The organism is Agrobacterium sp. LEGMi-208b (assembly GCF_059511785.1).
Genome location: NZ_CM183446.1, coordinates 617,200 through 639,932, shown reverse-complemented (window position 1 = coordinate 639,932; position 22,733 = coordinate 617,200). Strand labels below are relative to the sequence as shown.

The window sequence follows — 22,733 nt, the reverse complement described above, 5'->3', positions numbered from 1 at the left end:
GCCGTTGCGAAAGCGTTCAATGCAGGTCGGCCTGCGCAAAGGTGCTGACATTCAGCTCTGCGCTTACGGGCAGCAGACCCTGCTGATTGATGTCCTGGGCCAGCGACAACAATGCCATCTCCAGGAAATAGGTCGACATGCCCAGTTCCAGAGATTTCGAGCGCTGGCAAAGATAGGAAACCATCCGCCCGAGCGCCAGAATCTCGTCTGCATTGTCCTGTTCAAGTATAGCTGTGGTAGACGCCGCCATGATTCCCTCTCGACAGTCGACAGTATGAAAACGCGTTGATGCTGCGTTGTTCATTTTCGACCATATCGAGCGTCACGCGAGCGTCACACCTGCGTCAATCGTCGTTTTTGTCCGCCGGCGCGGCGGCATTTTCCGCCGCTTCACTCGCGGCGAGCGATGTCACGAGAGCGACGATGCTTCTGCGCACGGTGGCGCTCTTGATGCGCGAAAAGGCCTGGTTGAGCGAAAAGCCTTCATTCGAGGCCACGAAGGTCTGCATGGCATTGATCGTGCCAAGGGCCGGATTGGCCGGGTCGCCATCGGGCGTGGCATTGGCGAACAGGGAGCTGACCTCCACGCCGAGAATTGACGCAATGGCCTGCAGACGGGACGCGCCGACGCGATTGGCGCCCTTTTCATACTTCTGGACCTGCTGGAAGGTGATGCCCAATCGCCCGGCCAGCGCACTCTGGCTCATGCCGAGCGACTTGCGGCGCATTCTGATTTGTGCGCCGACATGGACGTCGATCGGGCTGGGCAGTTTGGCGTGCATTACAAATTCCTCCGGTTGAGGTTCTTAGATGTGATGATTATCAATTAATATTCTTGAAGGTATACATTCAACACAATTTCCACGGGTATTATGAAGCTTTATTGACAAAATAGCACGTTTTTTCGTTCATAATCGCGTGTGCGGGCCGCGATTTATAATTTTTGTCGCGCAACGCAACGCACCGTTGCGGCTGGAAAGATGGCTCCATCCGGCCACACCGATGGCCTGAAAGCCGATTCTGTCCCAAATTTTTCGGTTCATCGCGTCGAATTCCTCAAGCGACTCGGTATCGCCGAAATGCGGGATCCAGACGAATGGCCGTTTCTGACCGGAACGTGTGACATTTTCAAGAATGACATTGTTGTAAAGCCTGGGCAGGCATTTGTTGGTATCGATGGCCGGTGAAACCGGGATGGGATTTCGTTCAATCGCAAAGCCCTGTCGTGCGAGCCAAAGCGCCGAGGCATCCAGTTTTCGTTTCAGCTCGGTTGCGGCGCGGGCATGGCATCCGCCATGCGCGACGGGGTCGGCAAGGAGCAATAGCGGCCGGCCCGCGCTTATCAGACCGGTGACGGAAACGAACTGGTCGACGTGGAAGCCGCATTGGTGCATTTTTTCACCAATTGTTTGGGTTTCGCAGGTCTCCGTCGAAGAAAAATCGGAAGAGACCGGGATTTTGCCGAGATCTTCCGGCCGATAACCGAAACTGAAGACGCTTCTGCCGTCGAAAGCCTGAATCTCCCGCCATCGCTGCGAAGGGATGGCCGCATTCCTTCCGGTCCCCCTGTCATCCTGCAGGCTGGAATGGCCCACCAGCCGAAAATCCCGGCCGACAAGCTGGTTGCCCCCTGCCAAGGCGACATGCGAATGCGTGGTTGTCGCTCCCAGATATTCGGCCAGGCTGGCGCCTATGGCCTTCTCCGCCACCAGCACGAATTCCGCCGCAGCGTCCGTCTCGTGATCAGCCGCACGCACATGGAACATATCCTGTACCCAAGGATGCGAAACGCTGTCGTTTCCGGCAAGGGGTATCAGCTCGATGCGGCAGGAGACAGGCAGGTGGTCGAACCAGTCTCGTGCCGACCCGAGAGAGGCGTGGTCGATCACAATCGTGGCGGCGATATCCGCAGGCAGGGCCGAGAGCAGGTTTCCGATTGGAATGAGTGGTGAAACGGTGTCATCGGCCCTGTTTTTCGCAAAAAAAGAGGTGGGCAATGCGAGCGCGATCATGCGGATCAGCCCGCCACAATCGGGCATCAGCGGCAGGGGCGGGATGGCGCTCAAGATGTTTTGTCCCCTGCCGTCTGCCGCGCGGCCAATTGCTGGAAAAACATCGTATTCTGGAGCTTCCATGATTGCGGCGGTGGCGATGGCAATGTCTCGCCCGCAAGCACCGCCAGAAGTTCGGCGGCATCGTTTCTTTTGACGGAAACGGAATTGGCCGCGAGCAGATTTGCCGCCGCGGGGCCGAGACCGGCTTCCCGAGCGATGGCGCGCCATGTCCTGCGGGTAAAATGCAGATTATTGGCAGCATGTGCGAGTGCGTCATATTCCTCTGGAGCGACCGTCTCACGGCAGGCGGCAAGCGTCGCCTCGGCATCGACCAGCGCGACTGTCAGCGGGCGGTAATCGAGCGCGCCGGGTGCATGGCTCACCGCCACATCGGCATCGGAAAAACGCCGCCCGTCGCGATAGGCCTCGAAAATACCGCCGATGCCGATCATGCCGAAGGGTGCGCATTCCGCCGCCCGGAGCGCGCCCATGCTGGCTGCGCCGAAAACGGTGACGCCGCTCGACAGTGCAAACAGGATTTCCTTGTGCCAGACGGCGGCGCAATCGCCATAAAGCCCGTCGATCAGCCCGATTGTCCCGGCGCCTTGCCGGACCGCATCGAAAATATCACCGCAGGCGGCCGGACCGCGAAGATCGAGGCCGGACAAATGTTCGCCTGTGATGCCGTGGATGGACGGGCCTGCAAAAACCACCGGCTTCATCCGAGGCCCCCGACAGTCAGCAAGTGATCGAGGGCGCGCTGCGAGATGTGGTGCAGGCCGCCGCCGGCAGGAGAAAGGCCGCTTGCCAGAACCCGCACGACATGCAGGCCGGAGACCTGCGTTTCCAGCGGGAAGACATAGATATCCTCGATGCCGCCGGCGAACAGGTGCTCCGCAAGCAGACGCCATGGCGGGGAAGATGCGGCGCCTTGTGTCAAGTCGAGATGTGCCGGCAACCTTTCCACAGGCTGTATGCCGGAAGCCGAAGGCCCGGCCGCAACCTTGTCCCGCTGGTAGCGGAGAGGGGAAAGATCGTCCCTCGCACCGCTGATGTCGGTCAATCGCGACTGGATCGCCTCCAGCAAGGCGGCAATCGCAGCATCATAGGTATTCGGCCGGCAGGCGGCGCCTGCGGCGCTGCGGGTGGCTGGCCCGTCTTCCGCCTGAAGCGACCGGGGCAGGCTCGCCATCACCACCGGCACATCAAGCCCATTGGTCAGGTCGAAAAAGGATGGCGGCAGGCCGGCATCGGAAAGACGTTGGACAAGGCCGTCAAGCGAGGGGGCGACACCTGCCGGGATGAGGATCGGTTGTGGTGCGATGGCGCGCGTCTCGAAAGTGTCGACGAGAACGCAGGCATCGTTTTCAATCAGTTCGAGCAGGGCATGGAGGACCGCATGGTCATGGTCGAACCCCGCCGCGAGCCCTTGGGAACTCATGCGGAAAGCCCGCCGGTCCCATGGGAAATCCACGCGGAAATCCATGCCGATGAGCTCGTAGGGCGCAAAAATCTCCCGCTGCTGGCGAATGGACGTCCCCTTCACCCAGGCGCGTTGCTTTCGCGGATCGAGCGCGTCCGGATCGACCCTGCCGACGGTTTCGAAGGGAATGAGAGGAGTTCCCTTGTCCCGCATCTCCTGAACGGAGCTAAAGGCGGCGATATGTCTGCGGGTTTCTTCGGCAACCGCGCCTTCGATTGCTTCCATGATCGCCGACAGCCGGGCCTGTTCCGCGACAAGCCCCTTGCCCTGCGATACCGACAGCCCGCGTGAGTTGGGCCGGGCTGCGAACCAGACGGGAATTCCGATAATATCGAGGCCGGTCACGTCGCCGACACGGGTAATCCCGAACCGCCGAAGCAGTCCGGGATCGAAGAACGAAGCGTCTGCATGCCTTGAAGCCGCTGTCGCTGATATGGGAGCATCGGCGCCGGTCAAGGCTGCGCAACCGCGATCAGGGGGCCGTGTTGCTGTCGTCGGCAAGGATGGCGTCGAACAGCTCGCCGGTGACGGAGCCAGCCGGGCCGACAGCCTTCAGGGCCGCTTCGATCGGTGCCTGTACCATGCGGTTGAAATCCCAGCCGGCGTCGCTCACTTCGCCGATAAAGGCGAAATCGGCTTCGGAAACCACCGCGCCACCGGCGACGAGGGCTTCGATGCCCTGAATCTGAACCTGGTCCAGTTCCGCTTCAGGCTGACCGTTCTGGCGAACGAGCATGGACTTTGCGGCGGCTGCCACGCGGGCATAACCATCCACGCCGGGATGGCTGGCTTCATAGGCGGCAATCGTCTCATGCGCCACGGACGCAACCCTGAGCGGCGCCGTGCGAATGAAGAGAACGCCGAAACCCTTTTTTCCGACAATGAAGAAATGTGAGGACATAATATCTCCTATTTGATCCCAGCTAATCGAAGTGCGTGATAGAATTTTTCATTCGCTATCGGGTCGCGGTCTGGAGACAGGCTGCTGATCTCCCTCGCCGTCATACCCGGATAGTTTTCCTGAAGCCTGTTGCCGCTTTCCCGGGCGGCGGCCAGATCGCCATGCAGCGCGTGGCTTGCGGTCAGCACACGCAGCGCCGGCTCGTCATTTTCCATCCGCCCGCACAGTTCCACCGCCGCGCCGTAATCCTCGCGCTTGAACGCGATGCTGGCGCCGGCCCACCAGTAGATGTCGGGCGCCAGCGGATTGAGGTCGATGGCCTGCTGAAACTTGTCCCAGGCGGTTTCCGCATCGCCGAAATGGGCGAGCGCATCGGCATGCTGGAGCAGGAGGTCGGCCGAGTTGGGCGCCAGCGCCTCCGCCTCGAAGAATTTTTCGGCGGAGATGTCGAAATCCCGCTGATAGAGCGCCACAACCGCGCACATCCAGTGGCCGACACCGAGCGCGGGGTCGATCTCGACGGAAGAGTCTGCTTCCGCCTTGGCGCGATGCAGGAGATGGGGGTCGTTGCCTCCCAGCATCAACCATTCCAGCTGCAGGCTCTGCGCCACGCGGGCGCGGGCCACCGCCATGCTGTGGTCGAGATCGACCGCCTTGCGGAACATCGAACGGGCTCTTCTGAGAAGCGGCAGGTCGCATTTGCCGCGCAGGAGCTGCTGGCCCTCCAGCAATTGCCGGTAGGCCTCGCCGCTATGGTTGCGGTCGGGTTCCACCTGAAGCCGCTCGATTTCGCGGGCAAGCGCCGCCGCCACCTGTTTGGAGAGCAGCCGGAAGGCGGCGTGGATATGCCGCTCGGTCAGGACCGCTTCCAGTGACCAGACGATTTCACCGCTTGCATCCTCGATCAGCGCAACCGACATGCGGGTTTCGTCGAACACGGTGGAAATGATGCGGTAATCCGCCCGCAGCATGGCGTAGCTGTCATCGGCCCGCTCATGCGCCAGCACAAAGGTGCTGTGCGGCGAAAGGACGGTGAAGGTGCGGTATCGGACAAGGCTGTTGGCGACATCCTCGACGAAGGCATGCATGACCGGCGAGACCGGCTGCCCGTCAACCCTTGCCGGGCGGACGAATGCGACGCGCGGTTTTGCCGTTGTTTTTCGGCGATTGCCTTCTTCGGGCTCGGCGGGGGCCGTTATCGTGGCGGCCAGACTTTGTATTCTCCGCCGAAGCGCCACGGTTTCCGCTTCGGGCGAACGCCCCTCCTGGCGAAGCTGTTCCATCAGAAGCTGGTGCATGCCCTCGCAGGCGCTGATATTTCCGATCCGCGCATAGGCCGCCATCGCGGCGCGGTAGGTTTCTTCGCGCTCCGGCTCGATCTTGCAGGCGCATTCGGCAAGTCTCGCGATGTCGTTCGAACTGGCCCGGCCGAACCGCGTCAATTCCTCCAGAAGCTGGGTATAGCTCGAAAAGAACAGGTCCCGGAGACGGCGGCGCTCCGAAAGCAGCCAGAGATAAAGGTGGTCCTGCCCGGCCTCCAGCCCCTCCAGCAACTCGCCGCCGAATTCGAGCAGCGCATTGAGCCGCCGCATCGGGTCTTCGGCCCTTGCGCCGGCAAGGAAGATGGCAAGGTCGGTCCGCTGCGCCAGCGTGCCGGCCTTCAGATCGTTCCCTTCGGTCAGAAGGATCGCCTCATCCTCGTTCGGAAGCTTCTGCAGGCGCAGGATCAGCTGCCGCAAATTGCCGAGAGCCCTTTTCTGCTCGACATTTTCCCACAGCAGCGATGCGGCGTGCTGGCGGGAAAGGGACTGGTTCGGCGCAAGGATGAGGGCAGCGGTGAGGGCGAAACCCTTGGACGGAAAAAATGCTTCCCGCACCGCATCACAGCGCGGGGTGCCAAAAAGCCGGATCGGTATCAGTTCAGCGTTCCCAGCCACTTTTGTCCCCTCATGAATCATCATCTAACAACGTGCCCGGGAAATTGAAAGTCATCATAGCGTTCCATTTGACGCTGGTGTGACGCGGCCTGCCTATTGTCGCAGACAGAAGCATGAATGACGGGTGGAAAACAGCGGACATGCGGCGGGCAGGCATCGGGAATTTTCGACAGTGATAGCGTTTAACGGAAGCTACATGGCCTTCGAGCCGCGTATCGAACCTTATCAGCGTGCCGACGATGTCGGATATGCGGTCAGCGAATTCATGTGGTTCAAGGGCCGTCCGTTCTATCCGGTCTCGGCGCTGGTCCATGCGAAGGTCGCGCATGCCAGGTTGTCGGCGGAAAAAGGCGACGTCGAGGACGAGGATAATCTCGATATTCTCTTCCGTATGCCGCTGGTGGCGGGCGGGCACTTTTTCGAGATCGTGCTGCGTTCGAATGAAGGAACATCCTACGGCGGCTGGGTGTGGGGAGAAGAGCTGGAAATCCTGAATGAATTCGTCAACGGCTATCGCGTTCTGGCGGGGAAGTTCGACGACAGGCTCATCCGGTTCGAATATTCCAAGCGGTTTCAGCGTTACCGGACGATGGAGCCGCTGCCGGTCGAAAAATCCGTCTTCCTGATCCAGCGGGAGGCAAAACCTTACGCGGGCAGGCGTGGTCTGCCGGGAGTCCCGGTAGCCTGATCGCGGTGATGTCTTTGGCTCAGGGGGCGTGAAGGCAGGGACTGCGCCTATTGCTTCATGTCTGGCAAAGCGCGGCTTTGTCGGAAGTCATCCGGGAATATTTTTATTTTTATTGTGTGGAACATTATGATGCCCAATAGAGGTAAAGTGCGTAACAGGGGGATGTCACCGCAGCTTGTGGCGGTGAATTGCGTTTCCATCGATAATACGCTTTCCGATGCGGAGAGCGTTGAGGACGAGCCGCGCCCGCTTCTGCGCAGCGACAGGCTCTACGTTGTCAGCGAGCCTGTTTCACAGATATTGCATTCATCCACCATCGGGGATGTCCGAGCCGGAGAAGAGGCGACGGGCAGGACCGAGATTCGAAACAGGGTTGTCGATGCCGATATCAGGGCCGCAAAATGGGCCTGGGCGATATTGGCCATCGCGCATTGCTGGCTGATTTATTTCATGGTGCATAATCTCGGCTAGCACCCCGCCGGAAGATATCCGGCTTCGACGTGCCGACGCACGCAGACCCATCGCCGCAATTTGCGGCCATTTCGTCGTTTGAGCGGACCCGAGTGACCGCAACCCGACCCTTCGCCGGCCTCCCGCGCACTTCTTCATGATGCCGCCGCCTGTCATGCCGCGAAGGCTCGCTCTCTCTGCTGCTTGCCTGCGGAAATGTCATAAAGCTGTAAATGAAGAAACTTAATTGAGTGATCGGTTTCGACGGAAACGGATCAACATGTCCCGGTCGCTTTTTATCATCACGGCGGCGACCTCGGACTTTCTTACGACATTGCATCGCCCGGGCTAGACGACGTCAATATCGACCGCCCGGACCTGTTTGACGTGGTGTCGCATGGGCGGCGCCTGAACTCCCATGACCTTTCTAGCCCTGGAGATGACGAAGTGAGCAATCTTATAGGTACCGGCTTCAACGCCGGCTCAGATGATGGCGAACTGGCCACCCTCGAAAGCGATCTTCGCGCGCTTGCCGAAATTGGCTGCGACACCGTGGAAATCGCCGCGACAAGCCTCGACATGATCGCCGGCGGCCGGATCATCGAGGAGCGCGCCGATCGTTTCGTGTCGCTCGCGAAGCAGTTCGACTTCCGTTACACCGTGCACGGTCTCGTTTCTTCGAACTTCATGGATCCGGTAACATGCCGTTACCAGATCGATGCGGCCAAGGCGCTTGCCGTTCTCTGCGACCGTATCGGCGCGGGCATTCTCGTCCAGCATAGCGGCGCGCTGCGTGCCGACCAGATTGCCGAGCGGGCCGATGCCGACAGCCGCGAGCGGGAAGCACTTTTCGAACTGGCGGAATTCTGCAGGCCCTATGGCGTGCGCATCGCGCTTGAGAATATCTTCTCCACCGAACCCGGCCAATATCGCCAGACGCCGGCCCAAGTGGCAGCGACCGTCAAGGCTGTCGGTCACGACAATGTCGTGGCGCTGATCGACTTCAGCCATGCCTATCTCGAGTCCACCTATCGTGGCCTCGATTTCCGCGATGAGCTTCGCGCCATGGCGCCGGTTGCCGGCCACCTGCATGTGCACGATTCCTTCGGCCGGCCGCAGGGCTTCTATCAGCCTTATTTTGCCCAGGAAAACACGGCGCTCGGTATCGGTGACCTGCACATGCCGCTTGGCTGGGGCGATATCGACTGGCAGGACATCTTCTCGGAACTTTCCTTCTTGCCCGATACCGTGCTGATGATGGAAATCGGCCGCCGTTATCGCGCCGAGCAACCCGCGAGCCTCGAAATGGCGCGGCATCTGATGTCGCTCAATGCCGCCCGCACCCAGCTCGCGGCCGAGTGATGGTCTGAACCAGGCATAGGCCGACAGGCTGATGTTTGAAACACCGGCAGTCCCGATGCGGCTGCCGGTGTTTTAATTTACGCTGCCCAGTCGGAGAGCGAATAGGCCTTGATGTAATCGATCATCATCTGCGAGCCGTCGCTGAAATCAGCGTCCGATGGCGTTCCCGCCGTGCCGCCGACGGCAAGGTTGACGACCATATACATGGGGTCATGCATATCGTCAGGCGTATCCGTCTGCGCCACGGCAACGTCGTCGAAATACCAGGTAATGTGTTCGGCATCCCACAACAGGCCGTAGGTGTGAAACCCTTCGGTGCTCGGCACGCTGACATTGTTGATGACCGAGGTCTGTTCACCGGTGGCGTTGGAATGGGCGGACATGATGAGCGTATTGGGATTTTGGCCACGCATTTCGATGACATCGAGTTCCGGTGGCCAGGAGCCGTCTTCGGGCAGGAGCCAGAAGGCAGGCCAAGCGCCCCGGTCGGTTGGCATATCGGCGCGGATTTCGAAATAACCATAGGTCTGGCTGAAGGAGGAATAGGTGTTCAGCATCCCCGAGGTATAATCGTACCCCTCCACCTCGTCGGCAATCGACTGCGGGGTTTCCTCGGCGGTGATGGTGAGGACGCCGTTTTCGACGCTGAAAGGGTTGACCTCCGATGTGCCGGCATAGGCAGGGTTGATGTACCATTGCGCCTCGCCATTCGTCGTCAGCGAACTTCCTTTTTCCGGCGCCCACCAATATTTGGCGTCCCAGGTGCCCTGGTCACCGCTGTGCAGCGACAGCGTATCGAATTCATCGGCAAAGGTCTGGGTGAGAGACGAGCGGTCGAGGCTGAGTTCGAACTGGTCGGCCTGAAGGTCGTCTATGGTCGTTCCGGCAAGAACGATGGCTTCGCCATTGGAAAAATTGAGCCACAGGTCGCTGCCCTGCTGCGTGGAGCTGCCGACGAGCTGGTCGAAGGATGTGATGCCGTAGCCATTCAGCCGGATCGTGTCATTGGCGCTGAAATCCGTAATGAGATCGGTGCCGTTGCCGCTGGTGAAAATAAAGGTGTCGGCCCCGCCGCCACCGATCAGCACGTCGTTGCCGGCGCCGCCATCGATCGTCTGGCTACCCGATCCGCCGGTGATGATATTGTCGAGCGAATTGCCGAAGGCATAACGCCCGTCACCGGTTACCCTGAGATTCTCGAAATTGTCGGGCAGGGTGTAACTCATCCAGGTATCGATGGTGTCGATACCTTCCCCGGCATTTTCGGCAGCGCGATTGATGCTGGAATAGAGATAATAAATATCGTCGCCCGTGCCGCCCGCCATGGTGACGTTGACGGAACTGTCGCCCCACATGGAATCATTGCCCGCAGTGCCGGTGAGCAGCGGGCCGGAGCCCGTGGCGGAGAAAAAACCGGTGGAACTGCCGCTGTAATAGAGTGTGTCTCCAAGCGCATTCACTACTGTCCGGGCCATGAACCGTCTCCTGTCCGTTAGCGTTGGTCTCCTCACTCCTCCTGCTACACACCCTAACAGGGCAAAAAGCCTCCTGTTAGGCCGAAATATGAGGGGTATGTTCCGTTGCGGTTGCATTCGGCTGTTTAGCGGGCGCGTTGTCATCCCCCGCTTCCGCCTGTTACATCTCCGTTTTTTTGAACCTGCGCAGCCTGGTCTTGCGGTGCCCCTGCGGGCGATGGCAAGATTGGGGCGAATTGCAGATGTCTGTGCGGCATCTCGGGAATGGAGTGTCAGGATTGAGTGTAGCCTTTACCAAGGAAGACAGTGCGGAAACCGCAGCCGAAACCGTTCTGCCGGATCGGGTAATCTCGCCTCATCCCAATCTGGTGACGCAGTCCGGGCTGAAGGCGCTGGAAGAGCAGTTGCGGCTGGCGCGGGAAGCCTGTGACGCGGCCAATGCCATTGAAGACATCAATGAAAGACGGCGCATTTCCGCCAACCCGCTACGCGATCTGCGATATTTCTCCGAGCGGGTCCGTACCGCGCAATTGATGCCTGATCCGCCAGCGGATGGCGTCGTCGCTTTCGGCAGCGTCGTAACGTTCAGCCGCGATGACGGGCGAACGCAACGGTTCCGGATCGTTGGCGAAGATGAGGCCGATCCTGCTGCGGGAACGATGTCCTATGTTTCCCCGGTTGCAAGGGTGCTGATGGGAAAAGCGGCCGGCGATCTCGTCAGTTTGGGTGGGCGAGAGATCGAGATTCTCAACGTCGCCTGAAGCGGTCTGTCAGAAAATTGGCGGCCTTAAACCCGGTGTATTACCGATGACGCTTCCTTCTTCCCGGTTGCGTGCATTGTCCGCCGTTCCAAGCATCCGCATTACCGTGTTTTTCAGGAAAAGCCTGAAGTCCAGATCAATGGCGGCATAGGCAAGCGCAAGGCCTACATGGGCCATGAAGACGGGATTAAAATTCAGTTCTTCAAATTGATAGCCGATAATGACGCCGATTGCCGAATAGGCGAAAAAGCCGACCTTGCGTTTCCGGAAAACTGCATAAAAAAGTGCGAAGGCGCTCATGATGCAAAATCCCAGGCCGGAAGCATAGGCGGTGGCCATAAAGCCGTTATGGGGCGTACCGATCCTCGTTATCTGCGTGAGCTCCTCATATCGCGCGGCAAATCCTATGCCCAGGGGATGCTGGAGCATGACCTGAAAACCGCCGACGATTGTCTCCCACCGCTCTTGCAGATTGTTGCTGCTATTGCTGTCCTCCAGAAAACGTTTCGAAAAGGCCTGTTCCGCAAAGTCGAAAGCGCCGAGCGGCAAAACGGCGGCGATGACGAGGGCGGACAAGGCAAAACCGAAATAGGTGCTGAGCAGCATTTTGATCGAAAAATTTCGGATGTAGAAATAAAGCCCGATAGCGAGAACGGCAAACACCCCCGAGCGATTGAGCGTGAGCGTAAAGCTGGCGAGATATACCAGCAGAAACGCGGCAAACAGCGAGGGGCGTTTCTGGCGTTCGGCGACATAGGCGGCTGCGGCCCCGGCGAGCGCGAAGGCCGGTCCAGCCGTGTTGCCCACGGGCCATATACCGCCCGCCTTTTCGACGCGCAAAAGCAGCGGGGTTATCTCACCTTTCGCAGCAAGCTCCAATACGCCCGCCTCATCGAACATGAAAGACAATCCGAGGGAGGCGAGCTGATCATGGATGACAATGTCCAGGAAAAGCAGGATCGTCACCGCTATGAAGCCCGCAAATATGCCCCAGCAAAACAGTTCGAGAAGGTTCTCCTTGAACAGCATATAGGCAAAGAAAAGAAAATAGACCGCATAAAAATAGGTCATCGCCGCCGTATAAAACTCGCCGTCGCCGCGCGAGTCGGCAAACAGTGTCGTGAGGGCGAACAGGATCGTCAGCGGCAGGAGATAAAACAGGATGATCGACAGCGTCAGGCAGCGGACGTAAAGCAGCGCAATGACGGGCAGCATCATCAGCACCAGCATGTCGGTGATATTGAGAAAACGCAGGCCAAGATTGCTGGTCAACACATTGCATTGAATGAAGAAACCAATGGAAAATACGAATATTGCGAGAAAGATGCCGGGAATATTGATTGTTTTTGAAGGGTAAAGCGGCATTGCCAACACAAAACCCGGTAGAACGGGCTGGCGTGATGCCGCATCGTCTGCTCGTCTTTTCATCCGCGGCCTTTATTTTCTCTTGGCGGATTTCAACGCTCGCACAGGGAGAGCGCTACCGCGCAGCAATAAATATAATATGACGACCATTAGTGGGCTTGATGACGTCGCCACGCAAGATAAATTTATCCGTTTCTTCATGAGATCAGATTGCCTTTCGGCAAATCCCCTTCGACGGCAATGATGCGCTGAATGTGAACGGGCTCATTCGAGGTGGGCGGGCTGGTGCCGAATGCCGGAAGGATTCGCAGATAGAAGTTATATCCGGCCGGATTGATATCGGGGTCTATGGAGATCCCGTTGGCAAGCGCCCACATCCAGCCGCTATTGCCGGAGATGTTGGCACCCCCGAATTGCAGGGCGGAGCAAACGATCGTCCGCACTTCGCCGCCGCTTTTCGTCATCAGCGTCACATAGGGAGGGCGCTGCCTTTCGTTGTTTTTGTAAAGCAAGGCGAAGGAAACGGTCTTGCCGATCATTGCTGCGGCCTCTGCATTGCGAAAATAGCGCGTAAGCCCGGCTGTCTGGTCGCCATTTGCATAGAGGGCAAGGCTGGTGGTGAAGGATGGGGAAAAGATGAGGTCGGTGGTTTTGGTTGCGGAGCCTGGTGCGGTCAGACCCCAACCCGTCGGAACCGAACCGGACCAATCGGTGAAATCGCCATTGCCTATGAGATTGGTGGCAGGAAGCTTCGGCCAGCAAGGCGTCTGAAAACCACTGTCGGAGGCCGAAGCGAGGTAGGAATCGAACAGGGTTTGGGCGACGAGCCGCGAGCCTGTATCGTTCGGGTGGACATTGTCCCGATAAAGGGTGGCGTCTTTGCCCTTCGCCAGAAATGCCGCGTGCGTATCCACCAGCGTCAGGTTCGGATGTGCTCGGGCCAAGTCGAGGGTCGCCTGATAGACCTTGTCGTAACTTGTTCCATCTCGCCACGGATTCTGCGTGGTGATGAGCTGTGGTGTGCCCGGCCATCGCCATTCGGTCATGCCCAGCGGACCAAGCAGGCTGGATCGCCCGGAACTCAAAATGCCGCCGGGCACCTCGAAGGTCAGCATATTATGACCCTGATGCATGATGCAGAGATTTGGGCGGGGGATATTCAATGCCGCTGCGCGCTGCTCCGCGAGCATGTAGCCCGCCATGCCGCCTGGTAGCGTCGCGAGATAGACCGTGAGCGTCGCACCCTTGCCGGCGCGCAGTGTGATCGGATCGGCATAGGCCTTTGGCCCGGTGGCGGCGCTCGTCTCCCATTCCGCCCAGCGGTATAACACCACTGTCGCATCGTGCAGATCGCCGAGCATCATCGCAAATTGTTGAAATGGCCCGGCTTCGGCATGGGCGGTGCTGTCGCCGTTCACGAAGATCGTGGCACTCTGGCCGGCCGCCAGACGGGCACGCAAGGGAGAGAACGCAGTCGAGGAAAGTCCGATGGGGCCCATGTTCAGAGGGCGTATGCCGAGCGTCAAGCCGATCATGCCGCCACCCCTTCCGTTCGTGCCATATATATGCATATGTTGCAGTCAAGCGGTGTCATCGTTCGTTCTCCTGGTCTGGCTTCAGGATAATTCCACCATGAGGCATGGGGAAAAAATACCGGAGCGAAACGGCGAACAGCGCCTAGAAACGAAGGTCATGATTTTTTCTTTGATTTCGTTTGATGTATATAAGTAGAATATTAATCCAGTATTATTGTTATTATTGAATTTTATTTCGAATAAAGGTTTAAGCGCTGGTGTTTTTATCTAGCAGTGTGTGTTTTCGTGCAGCTTTCGGCAAACGTGCCCCGGCCGTTATCGGACAGGTTCGTTTTCTTCGCCTGTCGGCTGTTCATGCCCGCAATCTCGGCCAGACGCACCGTGGGTACTCTCACTCGGCAGGAGAGATGCCATGACATCCGCTCTTTTTGTCAGCCATACCGGAGAGAAGGGTGGCGCCGAACTTTTCCTGACGGACCTCGTCAAGGCTGGGCCGCATTCCTGGCGTGCCTGTTTTTTAAGTGGCGGTGCGGCCGCGGATGATCTCGTTGATGCCGGGCGGCCTCCGGTCATGCTGTCCGCCGGAGAAAAAATGCTGTCGATCCGCCGCAATGCGTCGTTTGGCGCCCTGTTGCGTGGAGCGGCTGATGTGATGGCGGTTGCCTGGCAATTGAGCCGGGAGGCGAGACATTATGATGTGATCTGCGCCAATTCGCAAAAGGCGCTGTTTGTCTGTGCGCTGGCCGCGAAGCTCAGCCGCCGCCCTCTCGTGTGGATTTTGCACGATATCGTCACCGATCCGGCTTTCAGCAGCACCAACCGCCGGGCGTCGCTGGCATTTGCGCGCCTTTTCGCCAGGCTGGTGGCGGTCAATTCCGAAGAAACGGGCCGGGCTTTCATCGAGGCCGGCGGCGAGGCGGAAAAGGTTCGCATCGTCTACAACGGCTTCGATCCCGCCAAAGCAAAGGTTTATGAGCCCGGCATGGCGGCGCGGCTTCGAGCGGAACTGGGCCTTGGTCCGCAACCGCTTGTCGGCCTTTTTGGCCGGCTGAGCGAATGGAAGGGCCAGCATGTGTTTCTGGACGCGATTGCGGCGATGGAGGGCGTACAGGCTGTCATCGTTGGCGCCGCGCTTTTCGGGCAGGAGGCCTATGAGGCGCGCATCCGTGAACAGGCATCCCGTCTCGGTCTCGAGGGCCGCGTCCGCTTCCTCGGTTTCCGCTCGGATGTACCGGAACTGATGGCCGCGATGGATGTGGTTGCGCATACATCTGTTGTTGCCGAGCCCTTTGGCCGGGTGGTCGTGGAAGCCATGATGTGTGGGCGTCCTGTTGTCGCCACGCGCGGCGGCGGCGTTACCGAGATTATTCGTGACGGCGAAACGGGCCTTCTCGTGCCGCCGGGGGATGCATCGGCGCTGGCAGCCGCGCTCGGCTGCATCCTGTCGCATCCGGCTCTGGCGGAAAGGCTGGCGCAAAAGGGGCGGGAGGATGTGAGCCAGCGTTTCTCTCTGGAGGAAACCCGCCGGTCCGTTTCCGCCCTGCTGACGGAGGCGGCGTGAGGTTTCGCCCGGTGAAGGACAGCAACAGGCAATGCGGGCAAGCGGAAGGGCCAGGATGCGTATTCTCGTAAATATGCCAAGCCAATATGGCGGCAAGGCCTCCGGAGTGGCCCGCGTGACCTTCAGTCTGCTGGAGCGGCTGCTGGAGCAGACGGGTCATGACTATATTCTGCGCTCTCCCTGGACGCGGGCGCAATTGCCCGAAAACCTGCGCGACAGCCGGCTGCAGCTTATCGAGACACCACGGCCGCGCATCATGGTTTTTGACGTGGTGCGTCAGGCGGCGATGCTGCCCGCGCTTTGCCGCCGGCATGGCATCGATGTGCTGTTTAACGTCGATCCTTTCGGAAGTCCCTTTGGCGGCAAACGGCGTCTGACCCTTGTTCACGACCTTTATTTCAAAACCATCCCCGAACAGATCGGCTGGCGGGCAACCCTGACGACCGATTTCATCTTCAAGCTGATGATGGCGGGTTCGGATCAGGTCATCTGCGTATCCGAAGCGACGCGGAAGGATCTGGCGCGTTTTTATCCTGCGGCTACCAATAAGAGCCTCACCATTCATTCCGACAGCACGCTGAATGTCGATCCCGAGGCTTTTGACACGGTATCGCCTGTTGCCGGACGTTACATATTGGTGGTCGGAAACGCGACTTCCAACAAGAATTTCTCCCTCCTGGGCAAAGCCTTTGCCGTGCTCGGTAAAAAATGGCCGGATTTGCGCGTCGTGCATGTGGGCCGCGACGAGTCTGAGGAAATCGCCGGCGCGCTGGACGATCCGGAATTGAAGGCCCGGCTGATCCGGCTTTCCGGCATAGATGACCGGCAACTGGCCGAACTTTACCGCCATGCCGCCTGCCTTTGCGTACCCTCTACCTATGAGGGGTTCTGTCTGCCGGTGCTGGAGGCACAGCAGCTGGGATGTCCGGTCGTCTGCTCCAATCGTTCCGCAACTCCGGAGATCGCCGGTGAAGGCGCCCTGACGTTCGATCCATCGGATGCCCAGAGCCTCGTCGATGTGCTCGAGCGACTTCTGGCGAATCCGGAATTGGCAGACAATCTTCGCCTGGCAGGTTTTGAAAACCGTAAATTATATTCATGGCAGAAGGCGGCTGCGAGCTATGCGCAGCTTTTTCAAGCAAGGCGTTGAGCCCCCCGGGGAAGGGATGCCCACGCGCTGTCTTGGCATTGAAAGCTCACGCGTCGACGGTTTTGCGCACATCCGAATAGAGTTTTTCATAGGCCGCGACGACCGCTTCAGGCGCGACACCCTGCCGGATTCTCTCCCGGGTTTCAGCTGTTTCCGCAAGCATTGCGGGATTGCGCATGGCCTCTGCCATGCGCGCGGCCAGTTCGGCGGCATTACCAGGTGAAAACAGGCGTTCCGGCCTGTCCGCGCCGATCTGTTCGGCGACACCAGCAAGATTGGCGCCGATGACCGGCACGCCGCGCAGAATGGCTTCGGCGACGGTGCGGCCGAAGGCCTCCGGCCATAAGGGCGGGACGATCAGGCAGTCTATGCCGGCGAAGAAACGGTCGGCCTCCACATAGCCCGGAAATGTGACCGGAAGGCCGGCCGCCTTTTGTTGATAGGCCTCGATACCGCCCGGTGCGCGGCCTGCCATGACCACTTGCCAGCCCTGCGGCGGCAGAAGCCGCAACGCCTCGAGCAGGAGATCCGCCCCTTTGGGTGCTTCGATGCGGCCGAGATAGCCAAAAACCAGCGGTTCTCCCGGCATGCGGGGAATGCGTGGTTGGGGCGAATCTGGCGGTGCGATGACGTTCCAGATCACCGTGCGGCGGTTTTCAGGCACATGGGTGAAAAAGCCGGCCCGCACGTGGCGTTCGACAATATCGCGGCCAACGCCGGCGACAGCATCGACCGCGCATTGGCAACGCCGGTGGAGATAAGAAAAGGCACGGCATTTTTTGCCGCTGCCATCGCAGATATGCCCGTCATGAAACAGGGAGCCGTTGGTGCACATGCTCGTGAAATCATGCAGAGAATGAACGAGTGGAACACCACGCTTGCGGATCATCGGCCAGATCAGCGGCGTCAGTTCCGACAGCGAATGGGTATTGATCACGTCCGGCCGGAAATCATCGATGACACGCGCAAGCCGGCGAACGAGGCGCGGATCCAGTTGCACGGCGATCTTATAATATTTTCGCTTCCATTCCGGCTGTTGCCCCCAGTCGCCGATGAAGAACGGCGTGGTGTGCCCGAGGCGGTGAATGGCAAAACCGTCGCGCTGTTCCGCTGCCTGCTCTTCGCGTGAAATGGCGGCCACCGCGACCGTATGGCCCTTACCGGCAAGTCCACGCGCAAGGTCTTCCACGAATATTTCCGCGCCGCCCACCCGATCCGGGGAAAAAAGCGAGGTTATTTGCAATATCCGCATGCTTAAATTCCTGCGCTCATGGTTTTAAGTCCAAGACAACTATTAGCATCCGAAAAATCCGTGCCGCGCTTGGTTATGGCAGATGAAGCGGGGTTTCCACTGATTGGCCTGAATGGATCGGCGCCGGCATTGCGGCTTCATCTGAAAATGGTTTTTGCCTTTTGTGGCCGCTCCGTTCCAGCCCGGGCGGGTTCAGGCAAAGCGTGACGACGGGGGCGAGGAAAACGGCATAGGCCATGGCAAAGCCGGGAATCTGCAACGAAAAATCAAGTGTCGAATGCAGCAGCACAAGCAGCAGCGCCGCAAGCCCGAGATGAGAGGCATAACGGTAATTTCTGCGTTTGCGTGCCCCGCGAATGAAAATCACCAGTTGGATGAGCACAAAAAAACTGAGGTAAAACGGAAAGGCCGCCCCGAGTGTCAGCAGGCCTTCGGCGTAGACATTATGGGCATGGGTGACGACGGCATCCACCCCGCAGCGCGCCGCATGATAGGGCGCATAGATTTCCGCAAAGCTAGCGAGGCCCGATCCCAGCGGCCAATTGTCGGCGATGGCACGCGCAATGCCCGGCATATAACAGAAGCGCATGTCGTCTTCCAAACGCGCCTCCATGCGAAGCGCCACCCGGTTGGCGAAAAGCGCGAAGAGGGCGATGGCGACCGCGATCAAAAACGCGGCACGACGTCTCGTCCCGCGCTGCCTGCGCCGGCTGGAGGCCCCATTGCGGCCGGTTCTGGCGGGAGAGTTGAACACAATCAGAAGAATCAGGAAAATCAGTGCTGCGAGGCTTGAGCCGATCCCGGCCCGCGATCCCGTCAGCATCAATGCGATGAAACAAAAGCCGGCGAGTACACCGAGAAATGCGGCCTTACGTATGAGTTGTTTCTGCGCGGCCGGCACGGTCAGGCGGTTTGCCACGAGCGCCTTTACCATAGCCCAATCCGGCGCGAGGAGGCTTTTGTGCAACAATGCGGTGAGCGTGAGAAAGATGAGCCCGAAGAAAGTCGCGGCGGTGTTGCGGTTGACAAACAGGCCGGTGAGGCTGCCGAGATAGAAGCGCTTCTGGATGAAGCCGAGAGCTTCGGGAAAAAGCACGAATTGCACGATCGAAAACAGCGCGAGCCAGCCACCGGCGATTGCGAACCATCGCAGCGTCTTTGCCGCGCGCTCGTCGCTATCGAAAATCACGAGGCCGGCCATGAAGGCGCCGAAGGGCAGGGCGGCGCTCATGAGGCCGAGCCGGTCATCCGCCGGCGTCAGCGAGATCGTGGCGGTTGGCGCATTTTGCATGAACATGGCGGCGGCGGACCAGGCCGGGTTGGGGCGCGCGATGCCGGGCAGGGAGGATGCCTGCAACAGCATCTGCACGATGACCGCTCCCAATAAAAGGCAGGCCGCCGCGAGTACCTTGCCCGCACCGGCCCTGGGGGCCCCGAACGCAAGGATCGATGGCACCAGCAGGAGATAGATGGCAGCCGTGACAACGATGCGGCTTTCGATTTCCGTTGCGCCTCGATTGAGAAGCGCCAGCAAAAAGATCGACCAGAACGCGACTATTGCGACCGGCCGGACATAGTTGCGAACCGCCACCGATGGGGGCTGCGAGGAGGAGAGCGGTTCTGATCTGGCTTCGGTAAGCGACATGTCTTGGGCTTTGTCGAAATTGCTGTGGTGGTTATGTCCGAATGACGGGCAGGGCTTCGTTCTTTCACCGTTTCAGTTCACGGCAGCGGCGCCGGGCGTTTCGTGTCTCCCGATGGTGGTTTTGGGCAGACGTCCGCCAGGGTCCATCGCAATATTTCTCCTTGGCTGCCGCAGACGATGGCCGTGTCCGCCTCGCGGGCAGCCTCGGCCTCGGGCAACGTGTTCTTCGGAAATTGCCGCCACATCACGAAACGCCCGCGGATCAGATTGGCATCGGCGGGTCCGTAGAGCTGTGAAAAATTCATCAGCACGGCGACTTCCATGGGCGAGGCGTTGCGCAGTGAACGAACCATGGCAAGACGCAGCCAGACATCGCCATTTGCGGGGAAACAAAAAAGCGCGTGGCGAATAAAGGTCTCGGCAAAACTGAGGCGCGCCGCACCCGAATCGGATGCCGGATCGAAACCATTTGCATCGAGATCGGCCAGAACGAGCCTTAGACCGGCTTTAACGATATCCGAACGGCAGATTTTTTCGGCAATGACCGGGTTCAGTTCAGGCACGGTTTCCGTAAGGAGATCAGGTGCGAGGCCATTATTATCGTCGGCGATCCTCGCCAATGCGACAATATCGGAAAAACGCCGGCTTTGTGAAAATGCCTGCGCCGCGACCGACAGGACAAAGACGGAAATGACGAGGACCGGTACGACCGCGAGGATTTTCCGCAGGCCCAGCACGCCGTCACGTTTGATCATGGTAATATCGTGTATAGCGCGAGTGATAATATTCGCTTGAACCATAGGCGCGATAAAGCTTCAGCTTTTCGGTATCCACCTTGTTGAGGATGACGCCCAGGCACTTCTTGCGAATATGGACTTCATTCTCCACGGTGTTTCGCACCGCCCTGCGCGCGGTTTTGCCCCATTCCGTCACGAAGATAAAACCGTCGATCCGCCCCGCCATGGCGCGTGCATCGACCACCGGCCCAAGCGGCGGCAGGTCGACGATGATATAGTCGAAAGCGTTGCTCGCCTCAGCCAGCAGCTTGTGCATTTGCGCCGAGGTCAGCAATTCCGAGGAATGGGGGACACGCTGTTTGACCACCGTGGGCAGGAAAGCGAGCCGCGTCTTTTCGTCACGAACCAGCACGTCCTGAGCGCTGCGGCCTTCCAGCAGGACTTCGAGCAGACCCTCGCTGGCGTGACGCGCCATGGCGCGTGTGGCGCCGGGATTGCGAATATCGGCATCCAGCAACAGGACCCGTGCACCCTGCCCGGCGAGCAGTTGCGCCAGATTGATGGAGATTGTGGACTTTCCTTCGCTCGGCAAGGCCGAGACAACGCCGACAATTCGCGCCCCGCTTTTGGCGGGAATGCCGAGATCGATGGCAAGTCTGGTGCTGCGCAGCGTTTCGGCGAAAGAGGAGAGCGGGTGGTCGACCGCGTAGCGCGCAACGCTGGTGGGGCGCGTCAGGGCCGGATGGCCGCCCTCCTGATCTTCTATTATGGCCTTGTTGTTCTGGATGAGCGGGGTATTGCCGAGGAATTCCAGCCCGAGAACGTCGCGAACCTGTTCCCCGGTGCGGAAAAAACGATCCCGGAATTCGCGGAACACGGCAATGCCGCCGCCGGCTGCGGCCCCCATGATCATGAACAGGGCCAAAATCATGGTTTTGTTCGGCTTGCTCGGAATTCGGGGCGGCATCGCCTTGGAAATCACACGGGCTTCCGTCACGGGGAAGGATTGCTGCTGCATCGCTTCCTGATAGCGCTGCAGGAAGGTCTGGTACATGTTCTTGTAGGTTTCAGCCTCGCGCTGCAATTCGCGCAGCTGAACCTGCGTCTCGCTGGCCGAGTTGCTGATGTCGGTCGCCTTGGCAACACTCTCCGCGAGCGACTTTTCCCTTGCTTCAGAGACTTCCAGGTCGCTCTTGTAACTTTGCGCGATGCGGCTGATTTCCTGGAACATCAGGCGCCGGTATTCCTGCATTTCATTGCGCAGACGTACCGCCTGAATGTGATTGCTGCCGAGCCGGCCGGTGATTTCCGCCTCGATCTTCGAGGATTCCAGATATTTTTTGCGCAGGTCATTGGCGACCGAGCTGTCGAGAATATCGGTAACGACCGCATCGACATCGTCGGTGGCGAGAATATGGTCGATCCGTTGCACCCGCGCCCGCGCCCTGGCCGTTTCCGACTGCGCCAAAATCAGCGCGCTGTTGGATTCGGCCAGCTGCTGATCGGAAAGCAGGCCATTATTGCCGGTCGAAATCAAATTATGTTCGGCACGGAATTTCTGCACGGCCAGATCGGTGTCGAGAGCCCGCTGGCGTAACTCCGCAATACGGTCGGACAACCAGTCGCTAGCCCGCCGCGTCGCCTCATATTTGGAATTCAGCTTGTCCACCAGATAGGCTGAAGCCACGGCGTTGACGATCTGCGCGGCGAGAACCGGCGATGTCGAGTTATAGGTAAGCTCCAAGGCGTAGGTCCGGCCGATGCGCTTGACGCTGAGGCCGCTGAGCAGCTGGTCCGACAGCGCTCTCTTCAGGGTTCCATCGTCAACCACCGATTCTTTTTTCGCTGGCGAGAACCATTGCGAGACATTGACGAGCGAGCGGATGGTGCCAACGATCGAACTCAGAAGCGACGCCCGCGTTGCCCTGAATTCCTGATTTTCCGCGAGTTTGAGACTGTCGACAACGGCAAGCCCGATGGTTTCCGACTGCAGAACCTCGACCTGGCTGAGAATGGAAGCCTCGTCCTCTATAACGCCGCCAATCGTCGAAAGCTGTTCGACAATCTGGCTGTTATTGCGGTCGATCAGCAGGGTCGCCGTCGCCGAATAGATCGGAACGGCCGTCGCGGCAAAGGCGAGGCCGATTGCCCCGGCGACGGCAATCGCGGCAAGCACGATACGCCACTGCCGGCGGATCATCGCGAGAACGGCGTCGATATCGATAAACTCGGCCGTCAGCCCGTTTTTATCGTAGTCGGCCATCGTCAGGGGATCGTGCCTTTGCAACAACTGTCAGCCTCGCTCTTTTCGGCGGGCGCGGCGCCCGCCAAGTCACGGTTGCATCACAGAACCGGCGGCAGCCTTCCCCTTGGGAGA

Annotated in this window: 20 protein-coding genes; 6 read left to right on the top strand and 14 right to left on the bottom strand. The window is 59.3% G+C overall.

Annotated elements, in window-relative coordinates:
* Positions 1 to 16: 16 nt before the first annotated feature.
* The 7 genes from AC5YUO_RS17635 to AC5YUO_RS17605 form a co-directional block, all read right to left on the bottom strand.
* A complete protein-coding gene (locus AC5YUO_RS17635) occupies positions 17 to 250 on the bottom strand; it encodes a hypothetical protein (protein ID WP_400813001.1) in 234 nt (77 codons plus the stop codon).
* 94 nt (positions 251 to 344) lie between these two features.
* Entirely contained in the window at positions 345 to 782 is a 438-nt protein-coding gene (locus AC5YUO_RS17630; protein WP_496156165.1) for a helix-turn-helix domain-containing protein, read from the bottom strand.
* A gap of 126 nt (positions 783 to 908) precedes the next feature.
* Positions 909 to 2,066 (bottom strand): hypothetical protein, encoded by a 1,158-nt coding sequence (locus AC5YUO_RS17625; protein WP_496156164.1) that lies wholly within the window; start codon positions 2,064 to 2,066, stop codon positions 909 to 911.
* Positions 2,063 to 2,776, bottom strand: a complete 714-nt coding sequence (locus tag AC5YUO_RS17620) for a TfuA-like protein (RefSeq protein ID WP_496156163.1) — start codon at positions 2,774 to 2,776, stop codon at positions 2,063 to 2,065. The genes AC5YUO_RS17625 and AC5YUO_RS17620 overlap by 4 nt, the downstream gene beginning before the upstream one ends.
* Entirely contained in the window at positions 2,773 to 3,993 is a 1,221-nt protein-coding gene (locus AC5YUO_RS17615; RefSeq protein WP_496156162.1) for a YcaO-like family protein, read from the bottom strand. The genes AC5YUO_RS17620 and AC5YUO_RS17615 overlap by 4 nt, the downstream gene beginning before the upstream one ends.
* 16 nt (positions 3,994 to 4,009) lie before the next feature.
* Positions 4,010 to 4,438: a hypothetical protein gene (locus AC5YUO_RS17610; RefSeq protein ID WP_400812997.1), complete on the bottom strand. Its 429-nt coding sequence runs from the start codon at positions 4,436 to 4,438 to the stop codon at positions 4,010 to 4,012.
* Positions 4,439 to 4,446: 8 nt separating this feature from the next.
* Entirely contained in the window at positions 4,447 to 6,399 is a 1,953-nt protein-coding gene (locus AC5YUO_RS17605; RefSeq protein WP_496156161.1) for an AfsR/SARP family transcriptional regulator, read from the bottom strand.
* Positions 6,400 to 6,571: 172 nt separating this feature from the next.
* Here AC5YUO_RS17605 and AC5YUO_RS17600 point away from each other — a divergent pair, with 172 nt between their 5' ends.
* The 3 genes from AC5YUO_RS17600 to AC5YUO_RS17590 all read left to right on the top strand — a co-directional run bounded on the left by AC5YUO_RS17600 (position 6,572) and on the right by AC5YUO_RS17590 (position 8,875).
* Positions 6,572 to 7,063, top strand: a complete 492-nt coding sequence (locus tag AC5YUO_RS17600; protein ID WP_400812995.1) for a hypothetical protein — start codon at positions 6,572 to 6,574, stop codon at positions 7,061 to 7,063.
* A 147-nt stretch (positions 7,064 to 7,210) separates the two neighbouring features.
* Complete coding sequence (locus AC5YUO_RS17595; protein WP_496156160.1) at positions 7,211 to 7,534, top strand: hypothetical protein; 324 nt, start codon at positions 7,211 to 7,213, stop codon at positions 7,532 to 7,534.
* Between the two features lie 426 nt (positions 7,535 to 7,960).
* Positions 7,961 to 8,875: a TIM barrel protein gene (locus tag AC5YUO_RS17590; protein ID WP_496156159.1), complete on the top strand. Its 915-nt coding sequence runs from the start codon at positions 7,961 to 7,963 to the stop codon at positions 8,873 to 8,875.
* Positions 8,876 to 8,952: 77 nt separating this feature from the next.
* Here the strand turns inward: AC5YUO_RS17590 and eglC are convergent, their stop codons facing one another.
* Positions 8,953 to 10,350 carry an endo-1,3-1,4-beta-glycanase EglC gene (gene eglC / locus AC5YUO_RS17585; protein ID WP_496156158.1) on the bottom strand — a complete coding sequence of 466 codons (1,398 nt, stop codon included), beginning with the start codon at positions 10,348 to 10,350 and terminating at the stop codon, positions 8,953 to 8,955.
* A 278-nt stretch (positions 10,351 to 10,628) separates the two neighbouring features.
* Here eglC and greA point away from each other — a divergent pair, with 278 nt between their 5' ends.
* Entirely contained in the window at positions 10,629 to 11,111 is a 483-nt protein-coding gene (gene greA, locus AC5YUO_RS17580; protein WP_496156157.1) for a transcription elongation factor GreA, read from the top strand.
* 9 nt (positions 11,112 to 11,120) lie between these two features.
* Here the strand turns inward: greA and AC5YUO_RS17575 are convergent, their stop codons facing one another.
* Together AC5YUO_RS17575 and AC5YUO_RS17570 are read right to left on the bottom strand one after the other, a co-directional pair.
* Positions 11,121 to 12,539: an O-antigen ligase family protein gene (locus AC5YUO_RS17575; RefSeq protein WP_496156156.1), complete on the bottom strand. Its 1,419-nt coding sequence runs from the start codon at positions 12,537 to 12,539 to the stop codon at positions 11,121 to 11,123.
* Between the two features lie 134 nt (positions 12,540 to 12,673).
* Entirely contained in the window at positions 12,674 to 14,011 is a 1,338-nt protein-coding gene (locus tag AC5YUO_RS17570) for an SGNH/GDSL hydrolase family protein (RefSeq protein ID WP_496156155.1), read from the bottom strand.
* Between the two features lie 412 nt (positions 14,012 to 14,423).
* On the opposite strand from AC5YUO_RS17570, the gene AC5YUO_RS17565 reads away from it, so the two are divergent.
* The gene (locus AC5YUO_RS17565; protein ID WP_496156154.1) at positions 14,424 to 15,572 is read left to right on the top strand and encodes a glycosyltransferase family 4 protein; all 1,149 of its coding nucleotides are present in this window, start codon (positions 14,424 to 14,426) and stop codon (positions 15,570 to 15,572) included.
* A 55-nt stretch (positions 15,573 to 15,627) separates the two neighbouring features.
* Positions 15,628 to 16,722: a glycosyltransferase family 4 protein gene (locus AC5YUO_RS17560; RefSeq protein ID WP_496156153.1), complete on the top strand. Its 1,095-nt coding sequence runs from the start codon at positions 15,628 to 15,630 to the stop codon at positions 16,720 to 16,722.
* A 46-nt stretch (positions 16,723 to 16,768) separates the two neighbouring features.
* On the opposite strand, the gene AC5YUO_RS17555 is transcribed toward AC5YUO_RS17560, so the two are convergent.
* The 4 genes from AC5YUO_RS17555 to AC5YUO_RS17540 all read right to left on the bottom strand — a co-directional run bounded on the left by AC5YUO_RS17555 (position 16,769) and on the right by AC5YUO_RS17540 (position 22,619).
* Positions 16,769 to 17,974, bottom strand: coding sequence for a glycosyltransferase family 4 protein (locus tag AC5YUO_RS17555; protein WP_496156152.1), 1,206 nt, complete (start codon positions 17,972 to 17,974; stop codon positions 16,769 to 16,771).
* Between the two features lie 73 nt (positions 17,975 to 18,047).
* A complete protein-coding gene (locus AC5YUO_RS17550) occupies positions 18,048 to 19,619 on the bottom strand; it encodes an O-antigen ligase family protein (RefSeq protein WP_496156151.1) in 1,572 nt (523 codons plus the stop codon).
* A 77-nt stretch (positions 19,620 to 19,696) separates the two neighbouring features.
* Positions 19,697 to 20,374: a hypothetical protein gene (locus AC5YUO_RS17545; protein ID WP_496156150.1), complete on the bottom strand. Its 678-nt coding sequence runs from the start codon at positions 20,372 to 20,374 to the stop codon at positions 19,697 to 19,699.
* Positions 20,361 to 22,619, bottom strand: a complete 2,259-nt coding sequence (locus AC5YUO_RS17540; RefSeq protein WP_496156149.1) for a polysaccharide biosynthesis tyrosine autokinase — start codon at positions 22,617 to 22,619, stop codon at positions 20,361 to 20,363. The genes AC5YUO_RS17545 and AC5YUO_RS17540 overlap by 14 nt, the downstream gene beginning before the upstream one ends.
* Positions 22,620 to 22,733 lie beyond the last annotated feature (114 nt).